Raw genomic sequence first — 14,191 nt, forward strand, 5'->3', positions numbered from 1 at the left:
ATGGCCGGCAACTTCCGGGACCGCGCCGACGACAGCCTGCTGACGCTGCTCGGCGACCTTCCCGACCTCGTCAGCAACCTCGTCAAGGCCGAGATCGACGCGGCCAAGACCTGGATCTCCCGCACCGCGAAGGACGCAGGCATCGGCAGCGTCTGGTTTCTGGTCGCCCTGTTCTTCCTGTTCTGGACGGTGCCCGTCGTCCTGGTGTTCGCGATCGCCGGTCTCTCCTCCTGGTTCCCCGTCTGGCTCTCCGCGATCATCACGTTCGGAATCCTGCTGCTCGCCGTGGTCGTGTTCGCGCTGCTCGGGATCCTGAAGTTCCGCAAGGTGCTGCGCCGGGAGAACCCCGCACAGGCCGTCGCCACCGACGTCCGCATCGTGAAGGAGGCCGGCAATGGCCGTTGACCCGGTGAACATCCCGCGCACGGCCGTGCCCGCAGGGATCGTCGATCCCGTCGCCTCGGCCCGTGCCGAGCTGAAGGCGGCGCTGCTCGCGATCGAGGAGAAGGGCAACGTGCCCCGCCGTCTCGAGAAGGCGACCGTCGAGGGCAAGGTCAGACTGCGCACGTTCGCGCAGCGCAACCCTGTGGGCGCCGTGGCTGCGGCCGTCGGCGTCGCCGCGGTCGTCGGCGGCATCGTCTGGGCCGTCGCCCGCAGCATCTCGCGCTGACCCGCGTCCGACTCGCGCCTGACCCCGCGTCGGATCCGGCGCGCCGGGGCGCTTGTCGCGCACGATCTGCACAGGTTGTGACGATGTGCACACGAATCTGCCGGATCTGCACGGCGAATCGTCACACCATGTGCTGATCGTCGCATTCGGCCGAGCGGATCCGGCGCGGCCACCGAGCTGATCCGGGCGGCGGCGGAGCGTCATCCGTCCGCACCTCATAGGCGGAGGGGGCAGACTGGATCCATGGCTGAAGCTGCAGAAACGCCCGTGCTCGCCGCCGACTCCGACGCCTCGCCCCAGGGCTTCACCCACGGTGCTGGTTCCCCTCAGGGCTACGCCCTGTGGGCCGTCTGGCGCCGCGACCCCTCCGCTCCCGTCGTCGAGTCCGACGCGACCGAGCTGGAGGACATCGTCCGGCACGTCGAGGACGGCGGGATCACCGTCCGCGGCTTCTACGACGTCTCCGGCCTCAAGGCCGATGCCGACCTCATGGTGTGGCTGCACGGCCCCAACCCCGAGGAGCTGCAGAAGGCCCTTCGTCGCCTGCGTCGCACCGAGCTCCTGCGCACCCTGCTGCCGACCTGGAACGTGATGGGCGTGCACCGCGACGCGGAGTTCAACCGCGCGCACGTCCCCGGCTTCCTCCGCGGCGTCGAGGCGAAGGACTGGCTCTGCCTCTACCCGTTCGTGCGCACGCCCGAGTGGTACCTGATCGAGGAGGACGAGCGCCGCCGCATGCTCGCCGAGCACGGGCGCAAGGGCGCCGCCTTCCGCGGCGTCATCGCCAACACCGTCGCCGCCTTCGCCCTCGGCGACTACGAGTGGCTGCTGCCGCTCGAAGCGGACGATCCGACCGAGCTCGTCGACCTCATGCGCGACCTGCGCTACACCGACGCGCGCCGCTACGTGAAGGAGGAGGTGCCCTTCTACACCGGGCGCCGACTGCGCCTCGACGAGATCCCCGAGGTGCTGCAGTGACCGCTGCCGCGGACGTCATCCGCCTCGGCACGCGCCGGAGCGCCCTCGCGCAGGCCCAGTCGGGCCATGTCGCGAAGGCGCTGGAGGCCGTCTCGGGACGAAGGGTCGAGCTCGTCGCGATCACGAGCGAGGGCGACACCAACCGGGCGTCCCTCAGTGAGATCGGCGGGCAGGGCGTGTTCGCCACCGCCCTGCGCGACGCGCTGCTCCGCGGTGAATGCGACATCCTCGTGCACTCCCTGAAGGATCTGCCCACGCAGGTGCCGGACGGGCTCGTCATCGCCGCGATCCCGGCCCGCGCCGACGCCCGCGATGTCGCCGTCACCCGCGACGGCACGCCCCTTCACGAGCTGAAGGGTGGATCCGCGATCGGCACCGGATCCCCGCGTCGGATCGCGCAGGTGCATGTGCGCAACCCGCGCCTGCGCACCGTGGACCTGCGCGGCAACGTCGACTCCCGGCTGCAGCGAGTGGCCGAGGGCGAGCTCGACGCGGTGATCCTCGCGGCCGCGGGGCTCAGCAGGCTCGACGGGGATCCCCTCGGAGAGCTGAAGGTGGAGCCCCTCGGCCTCGCGGAGTGGCCCACGGCCCCCGGCCAGGGTGCGCTCGCCGTGGAGACCACCGTCGACGCTCCGGCGGAGCTGCTCGCCGCCCTCGCTCTCCTCGATGACGAGGCCACCCGCATCGCCGTGACCGCCGAACGCGCCGTGCTGGAGGGGCTGGACTCCGGCTGCCAGGCCCCGATGGCCGCGCACGCGGAGCTCATCGGCGGCGACCTGCGCGTGCGGGCCGTCGTCTATGCGCCGCACGACGGCTGGCGGATCGGGCTCGACGTCACAGAGCCCCTGCATCCAGCCTCCGTGAAGGCGGCGGAACCGGGCGAGGAGTATATTCATCCCAACGGCAGTGGCAACGGTGCGGACTCTGCCGATGGTGCAGACCCGATCAGCGCATCACGCGCGATCGGGTTGTCTCTTGCCCATCGGCTGCTCGAACGTGGGGCGGCTGATCTCCTTCCCCGCCCCTGAATCCGATGATGATGACTGAATCGAAGCAAGAGGCCAAGCCGCTCACAGGCTGGCGCGTGCTCGTGCCGCGCGGAGGACCGTGGGGCGACGGCGTCGCCGCCACTCTGCGCGCACAGGGGGCGGTCCCCGTCGTGGCGCCCCTGATCAACTTCGCGCCGACGAACGACCAGGCAGCCCTCGACGAGGCCCTCGCGAAGCTCTCGGCGGGCGAGTTCGACTGGCTCACCATCACCAGCGCGACCACGGTCGACGTGCTCTTCGCGCACCGCGCCGAGATCCCCGCCTCCACGAAGATCGCCGCCGTGGGGGAGACCACCGCCGCGGCGCTCGCCGCCGTCGGCTACCACGTCGACCTCGTGCCGGAGGACGACAACTCCGCCGAGGGCATGGCCGGCCAGCTCATCGCGCTCGAGCCCGAGCCGAAGCGGATCCTGACCCTGCGCAGCGAGATCGCGAAGCCGCTGCTCACCAAGTCGCTGATCAAGGCCGGGCACGACGTGTCCAGCGTCGTCGCGTACCGCACCGTCGGCGTGCCGGTCACCGAGCGCATCATGCGCGACGTGCAGAACGGCCGGATCAACGCGATCCTCGTCACCAGCGGCTCCGTCGCCGAGCAGGTGCGCGAGCAGTTCCCGGACATCCCCGACTCGACGCTGCTGGCGGCGATCGGCCCGCGCACGGCCAAGGACGCCAAGAAGGCGGGCCTGCCGATCACCGTGGTCGCCGACAAGCAGACCGTGGACGCGCTCATCGACGCCGTCTCGCAGTTCACCCTTCCGCACGCGGCCGACGAGTTCGCCCCGTGACCGGCGCCTTCTCCGGCAACGCCTCGATGGCCGGCTTCCCCGACGTCCGCCCGCGCCGGCTGCGTCAGTCCGCGGCTGTGCGCTCCCTGGCCCGTGAGACGGATCTGCTTCCGCGGCACCTGGTGCTCCCCGCCTTCGTGCGTGAGGGGCTGACGGATCCGTCCCCGATCGGCTCCATGCCCGGCGTCGTCCAGCACTCGCTCGACTCCCTCCGCCGCGCCGCCGTCGAGGCGGCCGAGGCAGGCGTGCCCGGGATCATGCTCTTCGGCGTGCCGGCCGTGCGCGACGCCGTCGGATCCGGTGCCGATGATCCGGACGGGATCCTCAACGTCGCGACCGCCGTGCTGGCCGCCGAGGTCGGCGACGCGCTCGTGGTGCAGACCGACCTCTGCCTGGACGAGTTCACCGACCACGGCCACTGCGGGGTGCTCGCGGCGGACGGATCCGTCGACAACGACGCGACCCTCGAGCGGTACGTCGCGATGGCGCTCGCCCAGGCTCGCGCGGGGTCGCAGCTTCTGGGCCTGAGCGGCATGATGGACGGCCAGGTCGCCGCGGTGCGCCACGCGCTGGACGCCGAGGGCTTCCACGACGTGCTGCTGCTCGGATACGCCGCGAAGTACGCGAGCGCGTTCTACGGCCCGTTCCGCGAGGCCGTCGACTCGCAGCTGCAGGGCGACCGTCGCACCTATCAGCTCGACCCGGGCAACCGGCGCGAGGGCGTCCGCGAGGCGCTCCTGGATGAAGCCGAGGGCGCCGACATCGTGATGGTGAAGCCCGCGATGGCGTTCCTCGACGTCATGCGCGAGGTGCGTGACGCCGTGCAGGTGCCCGTGTGGGCCTACCAGGTGTCGGGCGAGTACGCGATGATCGAGGCGGCCGCGCAGAACGGCTGGCTCGACCGCGAGCGCACGATCCTCGAGTCGCTGCTGTCGATCCGTCGCGCCGGCGCCGACGTGGTGCTCACCTACTGGGCGACCGAGGCCGCCCGCTGGCTCGTCCGCGGCTGAGTCGCCTCGTCCTGCCCTCCGGCGAACGCCGAGCCACCTTTTTCGGCGCGAGCCACCCCTGTGCGAGCGGGACGCAAGGGGGAGGCTCGCGTGCAAGGGGGTGGCTCGGTGCCGGGCTGCGGGGGAGGCGTCACAGGATCCTCCGGGAGGGCCAGCGGACGCATCATCGCAGCGGCGGCCACCAGCTCGCGTCCGCACCCGCACCGGCGCTGCCGTCGTAGCCGACTCCGGCTCCGCCAGGCGTGCCGCACGATGCCTCCGACACCGGCTGATCCGCCGACTGCCACCAGGAACCGGCCGTCGCCGTGATCCAGAACGGCGCGTCGCCGTTCGTCGTGAGTCTCAGCTCAGCGCCCTGCGGCCCACTGGCTGAGATCGCCAACGGCGCCTCCTGATCCCCGGTGACCGTCCACCCGGCATCCGTGAGCGCCTTCGTCAGTGCGTCGTGGTCGAGCTCCAGGCTCGCCGCATGACGGAATGCGATGCGCAGCCCATACGCGTCCCACCCGAGTCCGTCGTGGTTCAGCGACTCCGCGCACGCCTCCTGTGCGTCCCACCCCTGCGGTGCCGCGGCGGCGCGCAGATCGGAGACCACCCGCTGCACCGCGTCGTAGCGCTGCTCCGCGAGCGCGATCTGCTTCTCGGCCGTGCGGGCCGACGCCTGGGCGCGCACTTCGCCGGCGGCATCCCCCTGCATCTGCCCGGTCGCGACACCGATCCCGCCGGCGGTCGCGAGCAGCAACGGCGCCAGTCCGAACCCGGCCCAGCCGAGGCGCTCCCACCGCGGGGCACGCCGGATCGCAACACGGTCCGATGCCAGCACGAGCAGCAGCACCCAGGCCGCGATCCCGCAGACGATCGTCGCGACGAAGACCCAGATGGTGAACACTCCGCCCGCGGGAGCGCCGACCAGCTGCTGCAGCAGCGACGGCACCGGCACAGATTGGGAGGAGGGTGACGCGATCGTGCGATCCGGCATCGCGATCGCGAACGCCACCCAGCTCCACCACAGCAGGATCAGTACCGGCACCTGCCGCGCCGGCGTCGCACTCGCGCCCGCTCGACGCTGAACGGAGCGAGGCAGCGACCCCAGGCCACCTGCCAGAGGGAGGAACAGCGGCGAGGTCAGCACGATGGTGAAGGACAGCTCGCCATGAACGGTGTTCACACGCCACAGGCAGAACAGGGCCACGCCGATCGGCAGGAGCCAGGTCAGCCACGGCCAGATCCGCCAGGTGGCCCGCTGCAGGGCGGACGTGCGGTGCGGGAGCGCCGGCGGATGCTGCTGCATCCCGTCACGCTAGCCGTGCACCCTGAAGGATCGGCGTCAGCCCTGAGCCGCTCCGGCTGTTCGGAAGCACGCGAAGTGTGCAGATGGCTCTCCGATGGAGCCGTCCTCGTTTCGAAGCGCGCAAATGGCTCCATCCGGGCGTCGGATCGAGCCATTTGCGCGCTTTGAAACGAGGAGAACCAGCCCACACCAGGGCACAGGATCCTCCGGGAGAATGGATCCATGACCGACCGCAATGACGACCTGTTCGACGCCGCCCGTGCCGTGATCCCCGGCGGGGTGAACTCCCCGGTGCGCGCCTACGGGTCGGTCGGCGGTACGCCGCGGTTCCTCGCGAGCGCGTCCGGCGCCACGGTCACCGACGCGGCCGGCACGACCTACCTCGACCTCGTCGCGTCGTGGGGCCCCGCCCTGCTCGGGCACGCGCACCCCGAGATCGTCGCCGCCGTGCAGGAGGCCGCGACGCGGGGGCTGTCGTTCGGCGCTCCGACCGAGGGCGAGGTCGAGCTCGCCGCCCTCATCGCCGACCGTGTGCGGCACGGCGACGCACGGCCGGTCGAACGGGTGCGCCTGGTCTCCACGGGCACCGAGGCGACCATGACCGCGATCCGGCTCGCGCGCGGCGCGACCGGCCGCGACCTGCTGGTGAAGTTCGCCGGGCACTACCACGGGCACTCGGACGGGCTGCTGGCCGCGGCCGGATCCGGTGTCGCGACCCTCGCTCTGCCCGGATCCGCGGGAGTCCCCGCCCCGATCGCGGCGCAGACGCTCGTCATCGACTACAACTCGCCGGAGGCGCTCGCCGCCGTGTTCGCCGAGCACGGCGACCGGATCGCGGCCGTCATCGTGGAGGCCTCCGCGGCGAACATGGGCGTGGTCGCACCGCAGCCCGGGTTCAACCGGCTCATCGCCGACACCGCGCACGCGCACGGCGCGCTCATGATCCTGGACGAGGTGCTCACCGGGTTCCGCGTGCACCCCGCAGGGTTCTGGGGGCTGCAGCAGGCGGGGGGGGAGGAGTACCTCCCCGACATCATCACGTTCGGCAAGGTGGTCGGCGGGGGTATGCCGCTCGCCGCGCTCGGCGGACGTGCCGAGGTCATGGACCGGCTGGCGCCGACCGGCCCGGTGTATCAGGCCGGCACGCTGAGCGGGAACCCGCTCTCGGTCGCCGCGGGCCTGGCCACGCTGCGCCTCGCGACGCCCGAGGTGTACGCGCGGATCGATGCCGCGGCCGCCCGGCTCTCGGACGCCCTCGACCGCGCCCTGACCGATGCGGGCGTCGTGCACGCGGTGCCGCGCGCCGGCAACCTGTTCGGCGTGGCCTTCGCGCCTGCGGCTCCGCGTGACTACACCGCGGCCCAGGCGCAGCAGGTGTTCCGGTACGCCCCGTTCTTCCACGCGATGCGGGAGCAGGGCGTGGCACTGCCGCCGAGCGTGTTCGAGGCCTGGTTCCTCACGGCTGCGCACGGAGACGCCGAGCTCGCCGCGATCGAGGCGGCACTGCCCGCGGCAGCCGAGGCCGCGGCTCGCGCGACGGCCTGATCGCCGCCCGGGCGATGGGCTGACCACGGTTCGGGCGACGGGCTGATCGCGGCTCGGACGACGGGCTGATCGCGGTTCGGACGACGGCGTGGCCGCGGTTCGGGCGACGGTCTGACTGCGGTTCGGTGGCGGTCCGAGCCGGGCCGGCCGGAGACGACGGCCGGGCGGGACGTGCCGCCTACCCGACCGCGGGATCCGGATCCGGAGCTCCACCATCGCTCGCTGGTCGCCAATCGCCCCTTCGAGCGCGGGGAAGGGGCGATTCGCGACCAGCGAGCAGGGGAAACCGGCAATTCGCGACCAGAGAGCGGGGGACACTGGCGTCGGCGGCCGCAGGCGACGGCGGGGGAGCCGGTTGTCGGTCCTCGCCAGCGGGATCGTTGCCGTCCTGTGAGGTGCCTCTCGGGCGGATCCGGGACGGCGCTGGCAGACTGGGGTGATGGTGACGCTGCTGCTGGACCGGACCCGCCTCGAGGTGGAGCTCTCTCCGCTCGAGCGCGCCGTGTCATTCCGCCGCGACAACCTGCACATCGCCCGCGAGGCGATCGTCAAGGTGCAGCTCACCGATGACGCCTGGACGTGGCTGCGCGGTGTCGGCAGCCCGGGTACGCACGTGCCGCTCGTGCTCGCGGCCGGCACCTGGAAGTCGGCGAACGGAGACGACTTCGTGCTCATCCGCCGGCACAAGCCCAGCGTCGTGATCGACCTCGAGGGCGCCGAGTTCCAACGCCTCGTCCTCACCACTCGACACGGACTGGCGCTCGCACAGGCGCTGCGGCTCGATGCGACCTCCGAGCTCGCAGAGGTCACGGACATCGCCGCGACCGGTGCAATCCCCGTCGTGGAGCCCGCGGGCAGGTCCGGCCGCAAGCGCAAGCCGGCGATCCGCCCGGCCTGATCGAGGCTTGAATCCGGGCGTGCTTCCGTTCCGAGGCCCGGATCCGGTCGCGCCTCCGGGCGGAGGGCTCGCGTCGCGAACCCGCCCGAACGCCGAAGCGGCGACCGTCCTCAGACGATCGCCGCTTCGCTAGGGTTCGCGTCAGTGCCCGTGGTGGTCGCCGTCGTCGCGGCGCTCCCCGTCCTGGCCCTGCTCGTGCTGCGGCTCGTCGCCGTGCTGCTGGTCGTCCTGCGGCGCGGGCTCGTCCTGCGCAGCAGGCTGCTCGCCCGCCGTCTCGTCACCGGCGGGACCGGGGGTGTAGGAGGGTGCCTCGTCCGTGAAGAACGCGCGAGCGGCTGCGGCGAGCGACGCGCTGACGGCGGCGGCGCGCGGATCCTCGTCGTGGTCGATCTCGCCCTGGGTCACGTCCTCGAGGTCGTCGTCCTCGTCGGACGTCTCGTCGAGGATGACCTGGATCTCCTGCGTGCGCCCCTCGGCGAGAGCGGCGAAGATCTCGATCCCGGCGATCTCCGTGGTCTCGGTGCTGGGTTCCGGCGAGGCGAACTCGTCCTCAGCGGGCGGCGTCGTGATCACGGTCGTCGCCGCCGTGGGAGCGTCGTCGACGTGGTCCGTCTCGGCGCCCGCGTCCTCGCGCTCGTCCGCGGGCCCGTCCTGGCCCTCGTCGGCGGCGTCCTCGTCCGCGGCGTCGGAGGCCTGCGGAGCCGACGGCACACCGGTGATCAGATCGTCGAAGGACACCGGTGCGGCGTCCGGGATCGTCAGCGCGGCGGTCTCGAAGGATCCGAGTGCTGCGGAGCCGTCCTCGGCGGCGTCGGCGGCGCGCGTGAGAGGCGCGTCCTGCGCGTCGGCTCCCTCACCGTCGGGCGCGTCGTCGGCGTCGTCCTGAGGCGCGTCCCCCGGCGTGTAGTCGGCGACGATCGGAGCGGTCAGCGCGACGCCTGCAGCGATGGCGGTGTCGTCGGGGGCGTCCTCCGACGATGCGTCCTCCTCGGCGGCGGACTCTGCCTGGTCCTCAGCGGCGTGCTCGGGCCCGCCGTCCTCCGCGTGAGCGTCGCTTTCCGCGTGCTCGTCGCTCTCGGCGGCGGGCTCAGCGGATCCCTCCTCAGCGGGGCCCTCCTCACCGGAGGCGTCGGAGTCGGAGGCGTCGGCCTCTCCATCGCCCTCGGATCCGTCCTGGTCGGCAGGGCTCTCGTCTGCGTCGTGTTCGTCGGAGCCGGAAGATGCGGTCTCGTCGTCGCTCTCGGCGCCGTCCTCGACGGCCGTGAGAGTCGCATCCTCGAGCGCCGCTTCTCCGCCATCGGTCTCGGATTCGCCGCCCTCGGCCGCGGGGGCGTCGGAGCCGTCCGCCGCCGCCTCGGAATCGTCGGTCTCGGAACCGTCGGTCGCCGTCTCGGAATCGTCGGTCTCGGATCCTTCGACCTCGGATCCGGCAGCGTCCTCGTCCTGGTCGGCCGCCGACTGCGCAGCGGCGAACTCGGCGGCCTCGCGACGTGTGGTCGGAACGGCGGACGCGCCCTCCGCCGGGGTGCCCGCGGAGTCGAACAGGCCGGCGACACCGGCGGTCGCGGCTGCCACCACCGGTACGGCGGCGGCAGCGCCGAACAGCCCTGCAGTCGGAATGGCCTCGGTCGCTCCCGGAGCTTCCGCGCCCTCATCCGCGGCATCCGCGCCGGCGCCGGCATCGGCCGCGACAGACTCTTCGGGTGCCGTCTCGGGCGTGCCGACGATCGGCACCGCGCCCGTCGTGGAGTCGCGACGGCCGTGCACGAGGTCGAGGAAGACCTCCTCGAGGCTCGGTCCGCGCTGCAGCAGCGTCGTGAGCGCAAGGCCCGCAGACGCGGCGACCGCGCCGACGGCGGCGGCATCCGTGTTGTGCACGGTCAGACCGGAGCGCAGCACGTCGAAACTCAGCCCGGCGTTCTGCAGGGCGCCGGCGAGGGCCGCACGGTCATCGGCGTCGACGACGACGGATCCCGTGGTCGGATCCGAGAGCTTGCCGATGCTGTCGGCGTAGACCAGACGACCCTTGGACAGCACCAGCACGTTGTCGGCGATCTGCTCGATCTCGCTCAGCACGTGCGAGGAGACGAGCACGGTCCGGCCCTCGTCCGCGAGGCGGCGCATGAGCAGGCGCATCCAGCGGATGCCCTCGGGGTCGAGCCCGTTCGCCGGCTCGTCGAGCACGAGCGCACCGGGGTCGCCGAGCAGCGCGCCGGCGACGCTGAGTCGCTGGCGCATGCCGAGGGAGTAGGCGCCGATGCGCGTCTCGGTCTCGTTCTGAAGGCCCACCAGGGCGAGCACCTCGTCGACGCGGGCGAGAGGGATGCCGTTCGCCTTCGCGGCGATGGACAGCTGCCGGGGCGCGGTGCGACGAGGACGGTAGACCGCCTCCTCGAGCACGGATCCGATGGTGCGCAGGGGGTGGCGCAGCTCGGAGTGAGCGATACCGCCGATGGTGGCGGTGCCGGAGGTCGGGCGGATCTGCCCGAGCATCATCCGCAGCGAGGTGGTCTTGCCGGCGCCGTTCGGCCCGAGGAACGCGGTCACCGCACCGGGCTCGATGCGGGCGGAGAGGTCGTCGACAGCGGTGAGAACGCCGAAGCGCTTCGTCGCATGCGAGAACTCGAGCACTTGTCCGTCGGTCATCCGCGGCCTCTCATCGATACAGCAGTACGCCTCTATCCTGCCGGATGGGGAGGGAAAACGCAGGTTGATCCGGGGCATTCCGCCCAATGCGGGGGCCGGTCCTCCCGCTGCGCGAGCGAGAATGCGCGCTCCGTCCACCCGGTCGCCGGCGCCCCGGACGGAGGATCGTGCGCGGTAACGTGGCATCCGTGAGCACCGTCGAAGACGCCCAGGGATCCGCCGCCGCAGACGCCGAGGTGCTCGTGCGCACCGAAGGAGCGCTGGGCTGGATCACGCTGAACCGTCCGCGCGCGCTCAACGCCCTGAATGTGGGGATGATCCGCGTGGTGCACGCGGCGCTCGACGCGTGGCGCGACGACAGTGACGTCGAGATCGTCTACATCGACGGGGCGGGGGAACGCGGACTGTGCGCCGGCGGCGACGTGCGCGAGCTGCACCGCCAGATCACGGCGGGACGCAGCGCGGACACCGTGGAGTTCTTCCGCGAGGAGTATGCGATGAACGCGGCCATCGCGGAGTACCCCAAGCCCATCGTCGCGATCGCCGACGGCATCACGATGGGCGGCGGCATCGGGGTCGCCGGGCACGCGGCGATCCGCGTCGTCACCGAGCGCTCGCAGCTGGCGATGCCCGAGGTCAGGATCGGTTTCACGCCCGATGTCGGGGGTACCTGGCTGCTCGGCCGCGCCCCGGGGCGCCTCGGCGAGTTCCTGGCCCTCACCGCGGGAACCATGAACGGATCCGATGCGCTCTACGCCGGGTTCGCCGACTTCTGGGTGCCGTCCGAACGGCTCGACGCGCTGCGCGACGCGCTCGCGCACCGGGCGGATCCGACCGGGCCGAGCGAGATCGTGATGCTGTTCGACGAGACGCCGGATCCGTCCCCGCTGTCCATGCAGCGGGCGTGGATCGACGAGGCGTTCTCCGCCGGCACGGTGCCGGAGATCATCGCGGACCTCCGCGCGGTCGCTTCCTCCGGCGCCGTCGAGGGAGAGGAAACGCCGCAACCGCTCGGACCCACAGCTGCAGACACGGCGGACCTGCTCGAGTCCCTCGCGCCGACCGCGCTCGTCGTGACGCTCGACGCCGTTCGCGAGGCCCGTGCGATGGAGTCCGTTCGCGACGCGCTGGCGGGCGAGTACCGTCGCGTGCTGTGGTTCGTGCACCACCACCCCGACCTCGTCGAGGGGATCCGTGCCCAGCTGGTCGACAAGGACCGCGATCCGCACTGGGATCCGCAGACCCTCGCCGACCTCGCCCCCGATGCGGGCGCCGATGCACGGGACTACGTACCGCCGATTCCGCTCTGGAGCTGATGCGTTCCCCGTGCCAGAGGTTTCTTAACCGGATCCGGAAATCTCGGCGCGAGCAGGGATTCGTTTCGCCCTCAGCGAAGATCTGAGTCGATCCTCCTCAAGGGGGATGTGAATGTCCGTGCCTCGTGGCAGGGTGTTTCGTGGTCGTTCATCGGCTCATCCCCCTTCCCCTTGGGAAGTCCGCTCCCACAAGGAAAGTCCGCCTGTGCTCGGAAAGATCCTCTTCCGCTATCTGAAGCGTTACAAGTGGTTGCTGCTCGGCGTGCTGGTGTTCCAGTTCGGCAGCGCCTTCGCCTCGCTGTACCTGCCGCGCCTGAACGCCGACATCATCGACAAGGGCGTCGCCAACGCCGACACCGCCTACATCTGGTCGCACGGCGGGCTCATGCTCGCGGTCTCGCTCGGCCAGATCATCGCCTCGGTGATCGCGACCTTCTTCGCCGCGCGCGCGGCGATGAGCCTCGGCCGCGACATCCGCGCCGACGTGTTCGCCCGCGTGAGCGGCTTCTCCGAGCGCGAGGTCTCGCAGTTCGGCGCCGGCTCGCTGATCACGCGCAACACGAACGACGTGCAGCAGGTGCAGATGCTGGCGATGATGGGCTCGACGATGTTCATCACCGCCCCGCTGCTCGCGATCGGCGGCATCATCATGGCGCTGCAGACCAACCTGGGCCTGAGCTGGCTCATCGCCGTCTCGGTGCCCGCGCTGCTCATCGTGGCCGGCATCATCATCGGCCGCATGGTCCCGCTGTTCCGCAGCTACCAGGGCAAGCTCGACAACGTCAACCGCATCATGCGCGAGCAGCTGACCGGCGTCCGCGTCGTGCGCGCCTTCGTGCGCGAGCGCATCGAGGAGGAGCGCTTCCGCGGCGCCAACACCGACATCATGGTCGTCGGCCGCAACGTCGGATCGCTCTTCGTCCTGCTGTTCCCGCTGTTCATGCTGATCCTGAACGTCACGATCGTGGGCGTGATCTGGTTCGGCGGCATCGAGGTCAACAACGGCACGGTCGAGGTCGGCACGCTGTTCGCCTTCATGCAGTACATCGGCCAGATCATGATGGGTATCATCATGTCCAGCTTCATGGCCATGATGATCCCGCGCGCCGCGGTCTCCGCCGAGCGCGTCGGCGAGGTGCTGGACGCCGAGCAGAGCATGACCCGGCCGGAGAACGGCGTGAAGACCTTCCCGGTCCCGGGATCCGTGGCCTTCGACGACGTCTCCTTCACGTACCCCGGTGCCGAGTCGCCGGTGCTGCACGGGATCAGCTTCGCGGCGGAGCCCGGCGAGACGGTCGCGATCGTCGGATCCACGGGCGCGGGCAAGACCACGCTGATCTCGCTCATCCCACGTCTGTTCGACGTCACCGGAGGCGCCGCCTTCGTCGGCGGCACGGACGTGCGCGAGGCCGACGTGGATGCGCTGTGGAAGAGCATCGGTCTCGTGCCCCAGCGTCCGTTCCTGTTCAGCGGGACGATCGCCTCCAACCTGCGCTACGGGCGTGAGGACGCGACGGACGAGGAGCTGTGGGCCGCGCTCGACATCGCCCAGGCCAGGGACTTCGTCTCGGAGATGCCCGATGGTCTGGACTCGAACATCGCCCAGGGCGGCACGAACGTGTCGGGCGGCCAGCGCCAGCGGCTCGCGATCGCCCGCGCGATCATCCATCAGCCCGAGATCCTGGTCTTCGACGACTCGTTCTCGGCGCTGGACCTCACCACCGACGCCCGGCTGCGCCAGGCGCTGTGGCGGGAGCTGCCGCACGTCACCAAGATCGTCGTCGCGCAGCGCGTCTCGACCATCACCGACGCCGACCGCATCGTCGTCCTCGAGGGCGGCACCATGGTCGCCGTCGGCACGCACGAGCAGCTGCTCGAGACGAGCGACACCTATAGAGAGATCGTCGAGTCGCAGCTGGGGGTGGACGCATGAGCGACAACGTGGACAAGAAGGCCGCACGCGCGGAGCGCATGGCGGCACGCCGGGCCAAGTACGCCGGCGG

12 protein-coding genes are annotated in these 14,191 nt (G+C 71.3%); 10 read left to right on the forward strand and 2 right to left on the reverse strand.

Annotated elements, in window-relative coordinates; all coding sequences use genetic code 11:
* The 6 genes from LXM50_RS17100 to hemB all read left to right on the forward strand — a co-directional run bounded on the left by LXM50_RS17100 (position 1) and on the right by hemB (position 4,492).
* Positions 1–405 (forward strand): phage holin family protein, encoded by a 405-nt coding sequence (locus tag LXM50_RS17100; RefSeq protein ID WP_233312684.1) that lies wholly within the window; start codon positions 1–3, stop codon positions 403–405.
* Positions 395–670 (forward strand): hypothetical protein, encoded by a 276-nt coding sequence (locus LXM50_RS17105; RefSeq protein ID WP_233312685.1) that lies wholly within the window; start codon positions 395–397, stop codon positions 668–670. The genes LXM50_RS17100 and LXM50_RS17105 overlap by 11 nt, the downstream gene beginning before the upstream one ends.
* Before the next feature lie 243 nt (positions 671–913).
* The gene (gene hemQ / locus LXM50_RS17110) at positions 914–1,648 is read left to right on the forward strand and encodes a hydrogen peroxide-dependent heme synthase (RefSeq protein WP_233312686.1); all 735 of its coding nucleotides are present in this window, start codon (positions 914–916) and stop codon (positions 1,646–1,648) included.
* Positions 1,645–2,676, forward strand: coding sequence for a hydroxymethylbilane synthase (gene hemC, locus LXM50_RS17115; RefSeq protein WP_233312687.1), 1,032 nt, complete (start codon positions 1,645–1,647; stop codon positions 2,674–2,676). The genes hemQ and hemC overlap by 4 nt, the downstream gene beginning before the upstream one ends.
* A gap of 11 nt (positions 2,677–2,687) precedes the next feature.
* On the forward strand, positions 2,688–3,482 hold the full coding sequence (locus LXM50_RS17120; protein WP_374107846.1) for a uroporphyrinogen-III synthase: 795 nt from the start codon (positions 2,688–2,690) through the stop codon (positions 3,480–3,482).
* A 26-nt stretch (positions 3,483–3,508) separates the two neighbouring features.
* On the forward strand, positions 3,509–4,492 hold the full coding sequence (gene hemB, locus LXM50_RS17125) for a porphobilinogen synthase (RefSeq protein ID WP_233312728.1): 984 nt from the start codon (positions 3,509–3,511) through the stop codon (positions 4,490–4,492).
* A 163-nt stretch (positions 4,493–4,655) separates the two neighbouring features.
* On the opposite strand, the gene LXM50_RS17130 is transcribed toward hemB, so the two are convergent.
* Positions 4,656–5,783: a hypothetical protein gene (locus LXM50_RS17130; protein WP_233312689.1), complete on the reverse strand. Its 1,128-nt coding sequence runs from the start codon at positions 5,781–5,783 to the stop codon at positions 4,656–4,658.
* 222 nt (positions 5,784–6,005) lie between these two features.
* Here LXM50_RS17130 and LXM50_RS17135 point away from each other — a divergent pair, with 222 nt between their 5' ends.
* The gene (locus LXM50_RS17135) at positions 6,006–7,328 is read left to right on the forward strand and encodes a glutamate-1-semialdehyde 2,1-aminomutase (protein WP_233312690.1); all 1,323 of its coding nucleotides are present in this window, start codon (positions 6,006–6,008) and stop codon (positions 7,326–7,328) included.
* A gap of 439 nt (positions 7,329–7,767) precedes the next feature.
* Positions 7,768–8,226, forward strand: a complete 459-nt coding sequence (locus LXM50_RS17140; protein WP_233312691.1) for a hypothetical protein — start codon at positions 7,768–7,770, stop codon at positions 8,224–8,226.
* A 141-nt stretch (positions 8,227–8,367) separates the two neighbouring features.
* Here the strand turns inward: LXM50_RS17140 and LXM50_RS17145 are convergent, their stop codons facing one another.
* Complete coding sequence (locus tag LXM50_RS17145) at positions 8,368–10,872, reverse strand: ATP-binding cassette domain-containing protein (RefSeq protein WP_233312692.1); 2,505 nt, start codon at positions 10,870–10,872, stop codon at positions 8,368–8,370.
* A gap of 188 nt (positions 10,873–11,060) precedes the next feature.
* Between LXM50_RS17145 and LXM50_RS17150 the strand changes: the two genes are divergently transcribed.
* Both LXM50_RS17150 and LXM50_RS17155 read left to right on the forward strand, forming a co-directional pair.
* Positions 11,061–12,188 (forward strand): enoyl-CoA hydratase/isomerase family protein, encoded by a 1,128-nt coding sequence (locus tag LXM50_RS17150; RefSeq protein WP_233312693.1) that lies wholly within the window; start codon positions 11,061–11,063, stop codon positions 12,186–12,188.
* A 205-nt stretch (positions 12,189–12,393) separates the two neighbouring features.
* A complete protein-coding gene (locus LXM50_RS17155) occupies positions 12,394–14,121 on the forward strand; it encodes an ABC transporter ATP-binding protein (protein WP_233312694.1) in 1,728 nt (575 codons plus the stop codon).
* Positions 14,122–14,191 lie beyond the last annotated feature (70 nt).

It is taken from the genome of Microbacterium sp. Au-Mic1 (assembly GCF_021341785.1).
Taxonomy (GTDB): Bacteria; Actinomycetota; Actinomycetes; order Actinomycetales; family Microbacteriaceae; genus Microbacterium.

Coding starts and splice junctions, on each gene's coding strand:
- LXM50_RS17100 (WP_233312684.1), top strand. CDS start 1: ATGGCCGGCAACTTCCGGGACCGCGCCGACGACAGCCTGCTGACGCTG.
- LXM50_RS17145 (WP_233312692.1), bottom strand. CDS start 10,872: ATGACCGACGGACAAGTGCTCGAGTTCTCGCATGCGACGAAGCGCTTC.
- LXM50_RS17135 (WP_233312690.1), top strand. CDS start 6,006: ATGACCGACCGCAATGACGACCTGTTCGACGCCGCCCGTGCCGTGATC.
- LXM50_RS17130 (WP_233312689.1), bottom strand. CDS start 5,783: ATGCAGCAGCATCCGCCGGCGCTCCCGCACCGCACGTCCGCCCTGCAG.
- LXM50_RS17120 (WP_374107846.1), top strand. CDS start 2,688: ATGACTGAATCGAAGCAAGAGGCCAAGCCGCTCACAGGCTGGCGCGTG.
- hemB (WP_233312728.1), top strand. CDS start 3,509: ATGGCCGGCTTCCCCGACGTCCGCCCGCGCCGGCTGCGTCAGTCCGCG.
- LXM50_RS17140 (WP_233312691.1), top strand. CDS start 7,768: ATGGTGACGCTGCTGCTGGACCGGACCCGCCTCGAGGTGGAGCTCTCT.
- hemQ (WP_233312686.1), top strand. CDS start 914: ATGGCTGAAGCTGCAGAAACGCCCGTGCTCGCCGCCGACTCCGACGCC.
- LXM50_RS17105 (WP_233312685.1), top strand. CDS start 395: ATGGCCGTTGACCCGGTGAACATCCCGCGCACGGCCGTGCCCGCAGGG.